The 15,028-nt window shown below is 38.5% G+C and carries 13 protein-coding genes; 6 read left to right on the forward strand and 7 right to left on the reverse strand.

From position 1 onward, the window contains the following. Positions 1-6 precede the first annotated feature (6 nt). A complete protein-coding gene (locus ABI125_04505) occupies positions 7-1,107 on the forward strand; it encodes a PAS domain S-box protein (protein ID XCF07117.1) in 1,101 nt (366 codons plus the stop codon). 31 nt (positions 1,108-1,138) lie between these two features. Here the strand turns inward: ABI125_04505 and accD are convergent, their stop codons facing one another. The 3 genes from accD to ABI125_04520 form a co-directional block, all read right to left on the reverse strand. Continuing rightward, positions 1,139-1,996, reverse strand: a complete 858-nt coding sequence (gene accD, locus ABI125_04510) for an acetyl-CoA carboxylase, carboxyltransferase subunit beta (GenBank protein ID XCF07118.1) — start codon at positions 1,994-1,996, stop codon at positions 1,139-1,141. A gap of 287 nt (positions 1,997-2,283) precedes the next feature. After that, positions 2,284-3,351, reverse strand: a complete 1,068-nt coding sequence (gene fbaA / locus ABI125_04515; protein ID XCF07119.1) for a class II fructose-bisphosphate aldolase — start codon at positions 3,349-3,351, stop codon at positions 2,284-2,286. A gap of 170 nt (positions 3,352-3,521) precedes the next feature. Then, positions 3,522-6,068, reverse strand: coding sequence for a BamA/TamA family outer membrane protein (locus tag ABI125_04520; protein ID XCF07120.1), 2,547 nt, complete (start codon positions 6,066-6,068; stop codon positions 3,522-3,524). Between the two features lie 230 nt (positions 6,069-6,298). On the opposite strand from ABI125_04520, the gene ABI125_04525 reads away from it, so the two are divergent. Then, the gene (locus ABI125_04525; GenBank protein ID XCF07121.1) at positions 6,299-7,027 is read left to right on the forward strand and encodes an RNA methyltransferase; all 729 of its coding nucleotides are present in this window, start codon (positions 6,299-6,301) and stop codon (positions 7,025-7,027) included. A gap of 149 nt (positions 7,028-7,176) precedes the next feature. Here the strand turns inward: ABI125_04525 and ABI125_04530 are convergent, their stop codons facing one another. Beyond that, positions 7,177-7,908, reverse strand: coding sequence for a porin family protein (locus tag ABI125_04530; GenBank protein ID XCF07122.1), 732 nt, complete (start codon positions 7,906-7,908; stop codon positions 7,177-7,179). A gap of 1 nt (position 7,909) precedes the next feature. Next, positions 7,910-8,578: a bifunctional demethylmenaquinone methyltransferase/2-methoxy-6-polyprenyl-1,4-benzoquinol methylase UbiE gene (gene ubiE, locus ABI125_04535; GenBank protein ID XCF07877.1), complete on the reverse strand. Its 669-nt coding sequence runs from the start codon at positions 8,576-8,578 to the stop codon at positions 7,910-7,912. A 198-nt stretch (positions 8,579-8,776) separates the two neighbouring features. Between ubiE and trkA the strand changes: the two genes are divergently transcribed. From trkA to ABI125_04555, 4 genes are all read left to right on the forward strand, one after another. Further along, positions 8,777-10,126 (forward strand): Trk system potassium transporter TrkA, encoded by a 1,350-nt coding sequence (trkA, locus tag ABI125_04540; protein XCF07123.1) that lies wholly within the window; start codon positions 8,777-8,779, stop codon positions 10,124-10,126. A 2-nt stretch (positions 10,127-10,128) separates the two neighbouring features. Then, entirely contained in the window at positions 10,129-11,622 is a 1,494-nt protein-coding gene (locus tag ABI125_04545; protein ID XCF07124.1) for a TrkH family potassium uptake protein, read from the forward strand. 161 nt (positions 11,623-11,783) lie between these two features. Next, positions 11,784-12,044, forward strand: coding sequence for a hypothetical protein (locus ABI125_04550; protein XCF07125.1), 261 nt, complete (start codon positions 11,784-11,786; stop codon positions 12,042-12,044). Between the two features lie 76 nt (positions 12,045-12,120). Beyond that, positions 12,121-12,627 (forward strand): hypothetical protein, encoded by a 507-nt coding sequence (locus tag ABI125_04555; protein XCF07126.1) that lies wholly within the window; start codon positions 12,121-12,123, stop codon positions 12,625-12,627. An 80-nt stretch (positions 12,628-12,707) separates the two neighbouring features. Here ABI125_04555 and ABI125_04560 read toward each other — a convergent pair whose 3' ends face one another. Together ABI125_04560 and ABI125_04565 are read right to left on the reverse strand one after the other, a co-directional pair. Further along, complete coding sequence (locus ABI125_04560) at positions 12,708-13,892, reverse strand: pyridoxal phosphate-dependent aminotransferase (GenBank protein ID XCF07127.1); 1,185 nt, start codon at positions 13,890-13,892, stop codon at positions 12,708-12,710. A 25-nt stretch (positions 13,893-13,917) separates the two neighbouring features. After that, positions 13,918-15,018 (reverse strand): acyl-CoA desaturase, encoded by a 1,101-nt coding sequence (locus tag ABI125_04565; GenBank protein ID XCF07128.1) that lies wholly within the window; start codon positions 15,016-15,018, stop codon positions 13,918-13,920. Positions 15,019-15,028 lie beyond the last annotated feature (10 nt).

Here is a 15,028-nt window from a genome sequence, read left to right on the forward strand (position 1 = left end):
GCTAAAATGGAGAAAATTATCGCTGATGCTTTAGATGCCAACTTGCTGCCAGACATCTTTAACAATGCATATCATGGCATAGCCATTGTGGGTTTGGATGGAAAGTGGCTGTTGGTGAGCAAAAGTTTGTGCGATATTTTAGGGTATACCCAAGAAGAATTGCAAAAGCTTACTTTTCAAGATATTACCCACAAAGAAGATATAGCTCTCGATTTTAGGAAAGTAAACCAACTGTTAAAGGGTGAAATAAAAAACTATAAAATGCAGAAGCGTTATTTCACTAAAACGGGCAATTTGGTTTGGGGGCAGCTTTCTGTGTCTCTGGTTAGGGATGATAAAGGAAAACCTAAATATTTTATTTCTCAAGTACAAGATATTACCAAAAGAAAGCAAAAGGAAGTAGAAAAAGATATTATTGCCAACATGGTTAAGGAACAAAATGAAAGGCTATTAAACTTTTCCAGAATTATAACCCACAATCTAAAAACACACGCCGGAAACCTAAATAACCTAGCTGGTTTTGTTGAAGAGGAAATTCCGGAAACTAAAGCTAATGAAAGTTTTTTAGTGTTAAAGCAGGCCGTACAAAACCTGCAAGATACCGTAGACCACCTTACCGAAATAGCCAAATTTTCAAAATACGATAAATCGGAACTTAAGTCTCTCAATTTACATGAGTATGCGGTAAACGCTATTTATAATATGTCATCAATGGCTAAAAACAACAATTGCGAAATTGAAAATCTTATTGCTGAAGATTTAATGGTTGTTGGGATTGAAGCGTATTTAGACAGCATTATTCTGAATCTGCTTACCAATGCCATAAAGTATAGGGAGTACTCCAGAAAATGTAAAATTGTATTAAAGAGCAAGATAGAAGATAAGCGTGTTATTTTGAGTGTTAAGGATAACGGATTGGGAATCGATTTGAAAAAGCACGGAAGCAAAATGTTTATGCTCTATCAAACCTTCCATAAACATGCCGATTCTACAGGAGTGGGGTTGTTTATCACCAAAAATCAGGTGGAAGCCCTTGGTGGAAAGATAAAAGTAAAAAGTAAACCGAACAAAGGGTCTAAATTTATGGTGTACTTTAAAAAAGGATAAAAAAATGCCCTTAATTTTAAGGGCATTTTTTTTAAGCTCGTAAAGGTTGATTCAGTATTAAATCTAAATACTGGTTTACTTTATCTTTCAGGTCTTTTCTCAGGGTTATAAAATCCAAGAAACCGTGTTCTAATAAAAATTCTGAAGTTTGGAACCCTTCTGGTAAATCTTTACCGGTGGTGTCCCTTACAATTCTAGGGCCGGCAAAACCAATTAAAGCTCCAGGCTCACTAATATTAATGTCTCCCAACATCGCAAAAGATGCTGTTGTGCCCCCCGTTGTAGGGTCGGTACATAAAGAAATGTAAGGAATTCCTGCATCAGCCAACTGTGCTAACTTAACCGAGGTTTTTGCTAATTGCATTAATGAAAATGCAGCTTCCATCATTCGGGCCCCTCCAGATTTTGAAATCACCATCAACGGAATTTTTTTCTTCAAAGCATAATCGGCCGCTCGGGCAATCTTTTCGCCTACAACGCTACCCATAGATCCGCCAATAAAAGCAAAATCCATACAGGCTACCACTAAATCTTTTCCTTTCGATTTTCCAACGGCTGTTCTAATGGCGTCTTTTAATTGGGTTTTTTCCTGAGCCGCTTTTAATCGCTCAGGGTATTTTTTAGTGTCTTCGAACTTTAGCGGGTCTTTAGACTCTAAATTGGCATCCAGCTCTTTAAATTTATTGTCGTCAAAAAGAATTTCAAAGTATTCTTTACTGCCAATCCTAACATGGTAGCCGTCTTCTGGGCTAACATAAAAGTTTTTTTCAAGCTCTTCGGCATCAACTATTTTTCCAGTGGGCGATTTGTACCAAAGCCCTTTCGGGGTGTCTTTTTTTTCCTCTGTAGTTGTTGTTATTCCTTTTGTTTTTCTTTTAAACCAAGACATACTGATTTCTTATTTTTCACTCCAAAATAATTGAGGAGTTTTATTTTATTCAACTGATTGCTAACGCAAAACACAATGGAAAAATAAATATTACTATTTTAAATTTTAACATCGATTTGCTGAAAGCAGTATACAAAATTAAGCCTTTTTTTAATTTTGAAGTAAAACTAAAATGGATTTGTTTGAAGCTTTGTTTGAAGCGTAACTGTAAGATACTGTTTTTAAGTTTTGTAACAAAAAAAAGACCTCAATTAGAGAGGTCTTTTTTTGAGTGGATTTAAACTCTATTATAATGTATTTACGTTGTTTAGGTCTTCAAACGCTTTTTTCAAACGCTCAACAAAGGTTTTTTCGCCTTCGCGCAACCAAACACGTGGATCGTAGTATTTTTTGTTAGGCACATCGTCACCATCAGGGTTTCCGATTTGAGATTTTAAATACTCGGCTTTTTCGCCCATATAATCTCTAATACCGCTCATAAATGCGTATTGCAAATCGGTATCGATGTTCATTTTGATCACACCGTAGCTGATACCTTCGCGAATTTCTTCAACCGAAGAACCTGATCCACCATGGAACACAAAATCGATGTGGTTATGTTCAACACCATATTTTTCAGAAATGTATTCTTGCGAATTCTTTAAGATTTTTGGAGTCAGTTTTACGTTACCAGGTTTGTAAACCCCATGAACGTTACCAAAGGCAGCGGCAACGGTAAAACGTGGACTCACTTTGCTTAGCTCTTCGTAAGCATAGGCTACTTCTTCTGGCTGGGTGTAAAGTTTAGAATCGTCAACATCGGTATTGTCAACGCCATCTTCCTCGCCTCCGGTAATACCAAGCTCAATTTCCAAAGTCATACCCATTTTGCTCATGCGCTCAAGGTATTGCTTGCAAATTTCGATGTTCTCTTCAAGAGGTTCTTCCGAAAGATCGATCATGTGCGAACTGAAAAGTGGCTTTCCGGTTTCTTCGAAATGCTTCTCGCTGGCATCTAATAAACCATCAATCCATGGCAATAATTTTTTTGCACAGTGGTCTGTATGTAAAATTACGGGAACACCATAGGCTTCAGATAGGGTGTGTACGTGCTTGGCACCGGCAATGGCACCAGCAATAGCCGCTTTTTGCCCGTCGTTGCTTAAACCTTTCCCGGCATTGAATTGAGCGCCTCCGTTTGAAAATTGAATAATTACAGGAGCGTTTAAATCTCTTGCGGTTTCCAAAACACCGTTAATAGTGTCCGATCCAATAACATTAACCGCTGGCAAAGCATAACTATTGGCTTTTGCATGGTTAAATATCGCTTGTACTTCATCGCCTGTGGCAACACCTGGTTTTATGTTGTGTCCCATATTTTCTATTTATATGATTAGTAAATTAATATTTCCAAAAGTAATCAAATTTTGAATAAGATCCCTTGGTTTTCTTTTCTGAAACCGAATAAAATAAACTAAAACGTTGTAGTTTTTTAGTTGAATGAAATAGTGATTCCAGTAGAAAAGTTTTGAAACTTTTAACTGCGTTAGAAAGGGTAGTTGATACCAATATTATAAACGGCGTTTGAAAAATTATAGTCGTTAAACCAGCGGTTTCCTTCTGCATAAAAAGGGTCGTAGGTTTTAAAGCCAATATCGAACCTGAAGACGAAAAAGCTAAAATCGTAGCGTAAACCAAAGCCCGATCCAACGGCAATGTCTTTTAACGAATTAAAACTATTGAACACGGCACCTTCGGAGGTAGTATTATCCAAGACGTTCCAAATGTTACCGACGTCCACAAAAATAGCCCCGTTCAAATCTTCAAAAATGTTGAAACGTTGTTCGGCACTTAAGGCCAGTTTTAGGTTAGCTTCGTTAAATTCGTTGGTGGTGTTGGAGCTTCCTGGCCCCAAACTATAGGCCGTCCATGCCCGGTTGTCGTTGGGGCCTCCTGCAAAAAAACTCTTGGAAAACGGAATACTGTTCGAGTTGCCGTACGGAATGGCCACGCCCAAAAAGCTTCGCATAGCAAATACGTTTTTCTTGCCCAAGTCCCAATGTTTGGTGTATTCAAACTCGGTTTTTACGTATTGCGAGTACGAAACGCCAAAGAGCTCAAAACGGTCGTTTCGATTTCTTTGGAAGCCCAAAAGCTCTGATCCGGTCGCCAATAAATTCCCTGCCAATTCCAATTTAAAACGGAAAATGGAAAAGTCTTCATCAAACAAATTGGTGCGCTCGTCGTAAGTTAAATTGTAAATGGACGAAATAATCAAGTTGTTTTCCGTTAAACGTTCTTTTCGTTCCTTTATATTATTGACTTCTTTGTACGATGTTGGGGCATTCGATTCAAAACTGTTGTCGGCCAATACCAAATCCATAAATTCGTCCGACCTAGATTTGCTCAATACAAGATTCTCGTTTTCATCGGTTTCAAGATATTCGTTTGGGGTGTTGTAGACATTCAGGGCAATGTTATTTAGGTTATTGAATGAATTGCTATATACATTAAAATAGTTATCGATGTTAAGGTTTTTAACGTATTGCACATTAAACACATCCAGCCTATTGGTGGCTTTGTCGTTAGGCCTCCAGTTATAGTTGAAAATACCACTGAAAGTACGCTTGTCGAGACCTATATTGGTCTGGCTGGTTGAGGCCAAACTGATTTTGGTACTCGGCAACATGTATTTTGGAATGAGGTTTTCGGTGTAAAAGGGTGAAAACAGTCTCGGGATGGTGAGCTTAAAATCAACACCAAATTCGTTGATATCAAAAAAAGGATCACCTTCTTGAGGGTCTTTTGAAGAGCCGATGGAACCAATGGCCGATATTTGAAAAGTTTCGGCGCCCCTAAAAATATTTCGAATGAGCAAACTGGGGTTTACCGAAAGGCCAACCGATTGAATGTTACTGGTAGATACATCGGTACTAAAGCCCAAGTTGAATTTTTTCAATGGTGTTAGCCTAATGGTGTCGGTAAGGGTGTTGTCAGCATTTTCAATGTATTCAATATTGGGGTACTTAAAGGTGCGCAGCTCGTTTAAATGGCGATAGGTTCGGGTGCGGTCAATATCTCTAAAAACTTCGCCGGGCGATATAAAAATGGCATCGGTCAAAGCTTTGGGTTGAAACCGCATTTTATCGTAGCTGTATAGTTTGTAGCCATTGTAGTATATGGAATCTTTAAAAGGTTTTCCGCGGTTTTCAAAAGTGTAATCGGTTATAATATTTACGTCTCTTATTTTATAGATTTCAAAAGGTTCACGCCTTACCGAATCCTGCGTTCTAATGGCGCGGTCTTGAATAATCACATCAACATTTACCTTTTTGTTCGTCCCAATGGTATCCATTTCAAAAGCAATGTAGTCTGGATTAAAATGATAAACACCAGAATTTCGTAATTCATTGGAAATGCGATCGCGTTCCCCTTCAAAATTCAAAGTTTTGTATTGTTGGCCACGTTTAATAATGGCCTCGTTTTCAATTTTTCCGTACAACGATTTAACCACGGGCGATTTTATGGTTTCGGTAATGGAATCGAGAATAAAAGGGCGTCCGGTTTTAATATGGTATTCTACTTCGGCCCGTTTGTTGTCGCTTTTATTGATGTCGTATTCGGTTTCAACATTAAACCAACCGTTGTTGATGTAATAGTCCTGATAGCGCTTTGCCGATTTTTTGGTTTGTTCCTCACTAACAATGGCAGGAGGTTCTCCAGTCCGTTTTAGCCAATTGTTGAACCCAATGGCCGAAGCTTTTAGTTTGTCCAACTGCTTTTTCGAGTAACGTTTAATAAGGCGCTCGCGACGGTTGGGTTTTTTGTCCAACCAAGCTTCAAAAAGGGAGTCTCTATTGGGGCGGGCCAAATTGTAAATGTGTAATCTCAACGGAACACCAGCAATTTTTCGGTTGGTTTTTTGATAAATTAGGTTGTTTGTAGTAACCGAATTGTCTTTTTTATCGTTAACGAAAACCGTGTTTTTGGTCAATAAATGCTCGTCTTCGGCAACTCTTTTTGTAGCATCACAGGAAAGGAAGCATCTCGAAAAAATGATTAAAATGAATATTTTTAAGAGTTGACGTGTCAAATGAAAAATGGGGTTATATTTTAAACTTTTAGTGCTGCAATTTTGTTCAAAAATACACTATTTACACTGAAATAAATAGCAGAATGCCTAGAGCCTCGCAATATTTTCTTTTCTTTATCAAAATTTATGAAAGCCCATAATGTGTGACTAATAAATAAGGTACATTACCCGTCAAGACAATTAAATAGTTCAACCATAGATTTTTTAATATTTAAACGTTTAAAAATATTATGCTTTCTAAAAACCAAATCAAATTAATAACGAGTTTAAAACAAAAAAAGTTTAGGCAACAGCACGGTTTTTTTGTAGCTGAAGGCATAAAGACCATCAACGAACTTTTGCAATCTTCACTTAAACTTCATGAATTGTTCACTATAGAACCTTTCAATAATAATGCCACGAAAGCGACCATGATTTCTGAAAAGGAACTAAAACGCATCAGTTTTTTAAAAACGCCCAATACGGCTTTGGCGGTATTTGAAATTCCACAACCGAAACCCATAAAAAATGGCGGATTAATTGTAGCGTTAGATGCTGTTAGCGACCCCGGAAACCTCGGAACCATCATCAGACTTTGCGATTGGTTTGGGATAAAGGATTTGGTTTGCAGTACAGATACAGTAGATTGTTTTAACCCCAAAGTGGTACAGGCTACCATGGGTTCTATAACTCGGGTTAATATCAGTTATGTGGATTTGGAAGGTTTTTTGGAAAACTACAGCGGTCCTGTTTTTGGTGCGTTTATGGATGGTGAAAATGTGTACTCGGCTAACTTGCCAAAAAATGGGGTGTTGGTAATGGGTAATGAAGCCAATGGTATTTCGAAAGGCATTGAAAGTTTGGTTACGGAAAAAATAGCGATTCCAAGGTTTGGCGATTTACAGGCTACCGAAAGCTTAAATGTGGCGACAGCGACAGCTATTTTATTGAGCGAGTTTAGGAGGGGCGAACCAAGTTAACAGTTTACAGTAGCAGTAAGCAGCGCGTTGTATAGTTCTTTGCGCCTCCGCGCCTTTACGAGAAATTAAAGAGTTAAGCTGTTTTAGAATTTAGTTCGCATTTAAACTCGGTGGAGTTTGAAAACTTTAACTGCGACTGAAAGCTATCTTTATTGAAAAGTAAAATTAATAAACACGCCACGTGTTTTCATGCTGGCCACATTGCTGGTCCATGGGCTGTTGGGGTCTACATCTCTTACCAATTCGTCGTTAATGCCGAATAATCCACGGATGGAAGGGGTAAATTTAAAATTGTACAGATAAAAATCGATACCAAAGCCCAATTCATAAAAAATAGAATTTTTTGTGGTTCTAAACTGCCCGTTGCTATTGTCTTCGGGGTTGTTTTCGTTACTTGAAAGGTTCAATGCTGTTGAAAACCCGCCAACAATAAATGGCTTGAAATTATTGATGCGCTTGGTTGAAATTTTAACCAATAGCGGCACATGAATGTAAGTGGATTTTACCTCGCGAATTAAATCGGACGATTTTACATCAGGCACGCCTTCAAAATATTCCTGGCTATAGTATAGCTCCCGTGTGGTGATAAGCAGGCCGGGTTCCAAACGTAAATCGATAAAACTGTTTACACGTAAGTTTCCAATTAAGCCCACGTTAAAACCGGGGCTTCGTTTTACGTAAATATCTCGTAAATCGGTGTTGTAATCAAAATTGAAATCGTAAGTGCTAAAGCCTAAAAAATAGCCCCAGCGCAAAAGGTTATTATCGGTGCTTCCGCGCCCTTGGTTGGCATCGTAAGTCACTTTTTCTTTTTTAAATAGTTGCGCACTAGAGGTTTGGGTGATGAATAAAAAAGCGATTAATGCAAAAATATGCTTCATGTTATTTTTTCGATGATTTATAGATTGTGGCCACACCAAAAGTTTGTGGAAAATCTTCAACATTTATAAACCCAATTTTGCGTAAAATATTGTTCAAAGCTTCACCGTAAGGAAAAACAGAGGCCGATTCGCTTAAGTAGCGGTAGGCACTTCGGTCTTTTGAAAACGCTTTGCCAATTAATGGTAAAATATTTTTAGTGTAAAAGGCGTACCCTTGTTTGTATGGAGTTTTTGTTGGTACCGAGGTTTCTAAAATTACAAAAGTACCACCGGGTTTCAATACTCTTAAAATTTCTTTTAATCCGTTTTCTAAAGTTTCGAAATTACGCACTCCAAAAGCCACGGTAATAGCATCAAAGGTATTGTCTTCAAAAGGCATGTTTTCGCTGTCGCCCAAAACCATTTCTATTTTAGAGTCCAAGCCTTTCTTTTTTACTTTTTCCTTTCCTATTGCCAGCATGCCCGAACTAATGTCTAACCCTATAATTTTTGTAGCATTGGTTTCAGCGAGATTAATAGCCAAATCACCAGTTCCGGTAGCGATATCCAAAATGGTTTCGGGTTCGGTTTCGCCAACCATGTTTACAACTTTCTTGCGCCATTTAATATCTATTCCGAACGAAATAACCCGGTTTAAACCATCGTAATCGCCAGAAATGGTGTCGAACATTTTGGTAACCTGTTCCTTTTTACCTAAATCGCTGTTTTTATAGGGCTTTACTTTTGACAAATCTGAAAAATTTTTCAGCAAATATAAACTTTTAGCCATGCATAAAATAATATGTGGTCGATTATTATAAAACGCCTAATTAACACGCTTATATCTAATTTATAGTATATTTGTGCTACTTTTTATGATTAATAGATAATGAAAATTATTATTGCCGGAGCTGGTGAAGTTGGGTTTCATTTAGCAAAACTGTTGTCTTACGAATCTCAAGAGATTACTTTAATAGACCCAGATAAAGATAGTTTAGTTTACGCCGATACGCATTTAGATATTAAGGTTATACGTGGTGACGCCACTTCAATAGCGGTATTGAAAGACGCCCGCGTGGAGTCTTCAGATCTTTTTATTGCCGTAACATCCAGTGAAACTACCAATATTACCGTTTGCGTTTTGGCCAAGCAGTTGGGGTCGCAAAAAACCATTGCTAGAATTTCGAATACCGAATTTATCCGGCATAAAGAAGAAATTGGATTTACCGAATTTGGTATCGATGAGTTGATTTCTCCGGAGTCGTTGGCGGCTGCTGAGATTGAATTATCGTTAAAACAATCGTCGTTCAATGATACCTACGAGTTCGAAAACGGTGCATTAACCATGGTGGGGCTAACGCTTTCCAGGTCGGCATCCTTCGTGGGTAAGACGGTAAAGGAAGCGGCCCGAATATTTCCAGAAATTCATTTTGTGCCTATTGCCATTCAGCGTTTTGGTACCCAGTACACGCTTATTCCCAGAGGTGATACGGTATTTAAAAGAGGCGATAGTGTAGTGTTTATTACCAATGAAGGTGGGGCTGAAGATTTATGCCGCTTAACTGGTAAAGCCAACCGCGATATAAAAAATGTGATGATTTTGGGCGGTACCCAAATTGGTTTTAAAACAGCTCGTGATTTATCGAAAAAGGGATTTAACGTAAAACTGTTTGAAGCCAACCGAGAGCGCGCTTTTGATATTGCTGATGAATTGCCCAACGTATTGGTAATCAATAGCGATGGGAAAAACGTTGATGTGCTTGAGGAAGAGAATATTTCCGATATGGACGCCTTTATTGCTGTTGGAGATAATTCAGAAACCAATATCATGTCCTGTTTGGTGGCCAAATCCAAAGAGGTTAAAAAGACCGTGGCTTTGGTGGAAAACATGGATTATTTTGAACTGTCGCATTCGGTGGGTATTGAAACCTTGATCAATAAAAAGCTGCTCGCTGCCAACACCATTTTTAGATATATTAGAAAAGGGGAAGTTGTGGCGATGACCAAACTGAACAATATGAATGCCGAATTGTTGGAGTTTGAAGTAAAATCGACTTCAGCCATTTGTAATAAATACATTAAAAATATTGACTTCCCGAGGTCGGCCATTATTGGTGGTGTGGTTAGAAATGGAGAGGGAATCATTGCCTTGGGCGACTTTAAAATCCGTGAGGGCGACCGCATTGTAGTGTGCAGTTTATTGCAGTCTATAAAAGGCGTTGAACGATTATTCCGCTAAACATGAAACTTAACTATCAAATTATTTTTCATATTCTCGGGCTGCTATTGCTTTTCAATGGTGGGTTCATGTTGCTGTCGGCACTCATCAGTTTTGTGTATAACGACGGGGTTACCTTAGAGTTGTTTTTGTCTGGGGCAAGCATATCGCTTATAGGTGGGATTGCTATGCTGGTTACCCGAAAACACCGTAAGGAAATCAATAAACGTGAAGGTTATATCGTGGTGAGTTTTGGTTGGATTATCATGTCGCTCTCTGGAGCTGTGCCTTATGTTTTAACCGATAGTATATCGAATTTTACTGGTGCGTTTTTCGAAACCATGTCAGGGTACACCACTACGGGAGCCTCTATTTTAAACGATATTGAAGCCGTGCCCAAAGGCGTTTTGTTTTGGAGGAGTTTAACCCATTGGATTGGAGGTATGGGAATTATCGTTTTAGCGATTGCCATTTTGCCTTTACTGGGTATTGGAGGGATGCAGCTTTTCGCAGCTGAAGCCCCTGGGCCGAGTGCCGATAAATTACACCCCAGAATAACCGATACGGCCAAACGTTTGTGGCTTATTTATTTTGGATATACCGCAGCAGAAACCTTGTTGCTTAGTTTGGCAGGCATGTCGTTTTTTGATGCCATTAACCATGCGCTGTGTACGCTTTCCACGGGTGGGTTTTCAACTAAAAATGCCAGTGTGGCCTATTGGAATGGAGACCCCGTAATCCAGTACATCATCATTTTATTTATGTTTTTGGCGGGGACCAATTTCGTTTTGAGTTATTTTGCTTTTAAAGGAAAAGTGCAAAAAGTATTGAAGGATGAAGAGTTCAAATTGTATTTTAAGTTTATAGCCATTTTTACCTTAATCGCTTCGGTGCTTATTTATTTTAGGGCTGATGTTTCGGTATCTTCCATAGACCATCCTATGGTTTGGGGCGAGGCCGAAAGTGCGTTTAGGCACGGGTTGTTTCAAGTGCTTTCCGTAATAACCACAACGGGTTTTGTTACGGCCGATTACACAATGTGGACACCATTTTTGGTGGTGTTTTTCTTCGGACTCATGTTTTTGGGCGGTTCGGCTGGTAGTACTTCGGGAGGCGTTAAAGTTGTGCGCCACCTCATACTCATCAAAAATGGTTTTTTGGAGTTTAAACGCACGTTGCACCCTAGCGCGATTTTGCCTGTTCGCTACAATAAAAGAGCCATTTCGGGCGATATTGTATTCAACATATTAGGTTTTTTCATTTTGTACATGCTCTCCTTTATTATTGGGGCATTGGTGTTTTCCATGTTTGGTCTTGATTTTAAGTCGGCCATTGGTTTAGCAGCATCCACACTTGGTAATGTGGGGCCCGCTTTGGGCGATTTTGGCCCGGTAAACAATTACGCAGCCTTGCCTGGTTTGGGGCAATGGTGGGCGTCCTTTTTAATGCTTATTGGCCGTTTGGAACTCTTTACCGTTCTTATTTTGTTTACGCCTTTCTTTTGGCGGAATAGGTAGTTTTTTTATAGATTGTTATCACCTGCATTTAAGCATTTATCCTATTTTGAAATTTACTTTTTAGGAGGTGAATGTGTTTTCCTAGCCTAGAACATCAGGGTATACTGTAACTTTTTAGTTGGTTTTTATACTGATATATTGAATTTAAATCTTCAGTAATTATGAGCTTTGGTGTTGTGCAATCCGCGATTACTTCAATTAGAAATAATTTGAATCAGCTTTCAAAACGAAATGGTTCAAATACATTATCGGTTTCTAAAAAGAAGAAGTATGAAACTAAAGCTGAAACTCTAAGTTCTTATGAATTGAAAAAGTTAAAGGATAGGATTTTACAGGAAAATAGAGCAATAAAAAGAAAACAGATTTTATTTGTTGCTATAATACTTTCAGTTATAATTGCTGTGCTTTTGTATTTTATGTAAAAAGTAACCAAACGTTTTTCTGGTGCTAATGGAATGATTTTTGTTTCAGCAATTGTAAGCTATTCAAACGAGACTCATGAAACAAGTATTCTATTTCTTTGCTCTATTATTTTTATTCAATTGCACAGAAAAAAGCAATAAAAAAAATCACTCGATTATCGGTAAAACTTTTTCGGAACTGAAGCATGTTGAACATCTATCAAATTACGGGAAAATAAGTGATACGGTAATTTATGGTGATTATGTGGGTGCAAAGCACGGTATTTTGCATTTACAAAACCGAAATCAAAATTTAATCTTGTTTAACAGAGTTGAAAGGGGGGCTTCTTTAGAAAGAGAATATAATGTTTTGGATACTTTGGTGATACCGAGAGAAGGTGATTCTAAATTTGTTACAATTGGATATTGTCAAATTAATAACAAAAACGACGAAAATCTAATCGTATTAGCAAAGAAAACGGATAGCTTAAAAATAAAAACCATTTTTAAAGCTTGGCGTGCCAATACCAAATCGGAGAAAATTGAACCCGTCAATCACTTGGATAGCATCAATTGTTTTAACGAATGGTTTGAACCATTCTAAAGCAGTCAGATGGTAAACAAAAAAAACCTGTCAAATTCAAGGAATCTTACAGGCTTTTTAAATTTATAGGCTCGATTAAATTAGCTCACGGCTTCTTTAATACGTTTCATAGCTTCGATAATTTGCTCGTTTGAAGCGGCATAAGAAATCCTGATACAATCTGGGTTTCCAAAAGCTTCACCGGTAACGGTAGCTACAAGGGCTTCTTCCAATAGGAACAATGAAAAATCTGAAGCATTGTTTATTTTCTTGCCTTTTAATGTTTTTCCGAAGAAGTGTGTTACGTTAGGGAACACATAAAAAGCACCATCGGGCACGTTGCACTTAAAGCCTTCAATGTCGTTCAATAAATCTAAGATTAAATCGCGACGTTGCTTAAACTCGTCGATCATGTATTTTACCTTTTCGGGCGATTCGGTACAAGCAGTGATAACGGCACGTTGAGCGATACAGTTGGCACCACTAGTAGCCTGACCTTGCAATTTGTTGCAGGCACGAGCTATTTTTTCTGGAGCACCAATGTACCCAATACGCCATCCCGTCATAGCAAACGCTTTCGATACACCGTTTACGGTAATAGTACGGTCGTACATGTCTTCGAATTCGGCAATACTGGTATGGCCTTCTCCGTAGTTGATGTGTTCGTAAATTTCATCCGAAACCACATAAATGTCTGGGTATTTTGCTAAAACATCAACCAATGCTTTCAATTCGTCTTTGCTGTACACCGAACCACTTGGGTTACAAGGTGAACTGAACCACATCATTTTGGTTTTAGGGGTAATGGCTGCTTCCAATTGCTCGGCAGTCATTTTAAAATCGGTAGCGATAGTGGTTTTAACTTCCACAGGAACACCTCCGAATAATTTCACGATATCTGCGTAGCTTACCCAGTAAGGACAAGGTAAAATCACCTCGTCGCCATCGTTAATCATCACTCCGGCAACGTTGAACAACGATTGTTTTGCACCCGTTGAAACCACCACTTGCGATGGTGTGTAAGTAAGGTTGTTGTCGCGCTTAAACTTGGTGATGATAGCCTCTTTTAAGTCGGCGTAACCATCAACGGGCGAATACGAATTGTAATTGTCGTTAATGGCTTGAATAGCGGCCTCTTTAATAAAATCGGGGGTGTTAAAGTCTGGCTCACCAAGGCTTAAACCAATAATATCTTTGCCTTCGCCTCTTAATTCTCTTGCTTTGGCTGCCATGGCCAACGTAGCAGAAGTGGCCATGTTTAAAATTCTATCAGATAGTAATTGCATGAAATTTAGTTAAATAAATTTGTGATTAGAATTGCAGAGCCGGTTTTCTTCCCATTTCCCTTAAATATTTAAAGTGGGAAATGATGGCGCTGCGGGTTGTTTTATATTCGTTATAGGGTAAATTAAATTCTTTAGCCGTTTCTCTAACAATTTTAGAGATTTTGGTGTAGTGCACATGGCTGATGTGCGGAAAAATATGATGCTCCACTTGGTGGTTTAATCCGCCGGTAAACCAGTTTACAATCTTGTTTTTTGTACTGAAATTGATGGTGGTTTTCAATTGATGAATGGCCCAAGTGTTTTTCATGGTGCCATCTTTTTCGGGTAGCGGCATTTCAGCCTCGTTCATAACGTGCGCCAATTGGAATACCACACTCAAAATTAAACCAGCAGTATAGTGCATTACGAAAAAGCCGATTAAAATTTTCCACCAAGCAATATCTAAAATCAGCATGGGGATAACAATCCAAATGCTCACATAAATAATTTTTGAAATGACCAATTTGCTCCAATTCCAAACTGGATTTGGGAATTTTCCGTAAGACAACTTGCGTTTCATATAACGGCGCATTTGTTGCCAATCGGTAGTAATTGCCCAGTTGATGGTCAATAGTCCGTACAGTAAAATGGAATAATAATGTTGAAAACGGTGGTACCATTTCCATTCAGAATGTTTTGTGAAACGCAGGATTCGTCCAGCATCCAAATCTTCATCATGGCCGTGTACGTTAGTGTAGGTGTGGTGCAGTACGTTGTGCTGTACTTTCCAGTTGTAAACATTTCCGGCAAGGATGTAAATACTGCTTCCCATTAAACGATTAACCCATTCTTTATTTGAAAACGAACCGTGGTTGCCATCGTGCATCACGTTCATGCCCACGCCGGCCATGCCCACGCCCATAACAATGGTTAAAAGCAATTGGGCCCAACCTGGCAGGTTTAAGGTCAATAACAAGAAATAAGGTGTTAAAAACAGGGAGAACATCACGATGGTTTTTACCCAAATTTTCCAATTTCCCGTACGCTTTATTTGGTTTTCCTTAAAATAAGCGTTTACCCTTTTGTTTAGTGTTCTGAAAAATTTAGCAGAGTCAGTTCTTGAAAATGAAAGTGCTTGTTTTGTCATGCTGGCTTTT

The organism is Tamlana crocina (genome assembly GCA_040429635.1).
GTDB lineage: Bacteria > Bacteroidota > Bacteroidia > Flavobacteriales > Flavobacteriaceae > Flavisericum > Flavisericum crocinum.

What these genes read in the sequence shown, in the direction of transcription:
- ABI125_04505 (XCF07117.1), top strand. Translation starts at nt 7, where the DNA reads ATGGAGAAAATTATCGCTGATGCTTTAGATGCCAACTTGCTGCCAGAC.
- accD (XCF07118.1), bottom strand. Translation starts at nt 1,996, where the DNA reads ATGTCTTGGTTTAAAAGAAAAACAAAAGGAATAACAACAACTACAGAG.
- fbaA (XCF07119.1), bottom strand. Translation starts at nt 3,351, where the DNA reads ATGGGACACAACATAAAACCAGGTGTTGCCACAGGCGATGAAGTACAA.
- ABI125_04525 (XCF07121.1), top strand. Translation starts at nt 6,299, where the DNA reads ATGCTTTCTAAAAACCAAATCAAATTAATAACGAGTTTAAAACAAAAA.
- ABI125_04530 (XCF07122.1), bottom strand. Translation starts at nt 7,908, where the DNA reads ATGAAGCATATTTTTGCATTAATCGCTTTTTTATTCATCACCCAAACC.
- ubiE (XCF07877.1), bottom strand. Translation starts at nt 8,578, where the DNA reads ATGTTCGACACCATTTCTGGCGATTACGATGGTTTAAACCGGGTTATT.
- trkA (XCF07123.1), top strand. Translation starts at nt 8,777, where the DNA reads ATGAAAATTATTATTGCCGGAGCTGGTGAAGTTGGGTTTCATTTAGCA.
- ABI125_04545 (XCF07124.1), top strand. Translation starts at nt 10,129, where the DNA reads ATGAAACTTAACTATCAAATTATTTTTCATATTCTCGGGCTGCTATTG.
- ABI125_04550 (XCF07125.1), top strand. Translation starts at nt 11,784, where the DNA reads ATGAGCTTTGGTGTTGTGCAATCCGCGATTACTTCAATTAGAAATAAT.
- ABI125_04555 (XCF07126.1), top strand. Translation starts at nt 12,121, where the DNA reads ATGAAACAAGTATTCTATTTCTTTGCTCTATTATTTTTATTCAATTGC.
- ABI125_04560 (XCF07127.1), bottom strand. Translation starts at nt 13,892, where the DNA reads ATGCAATTACTATCTGATAGAATTTTAAACATGGCCACTTCTGCTACG.
- ABI125_04565 (XCF07128.1), bottom strand. Translation starts at nt 15,018, where the DNA reads ATGACAAAACAAGCACTTTCATTTTCAAGAACTGACTCTGCTAAATTT.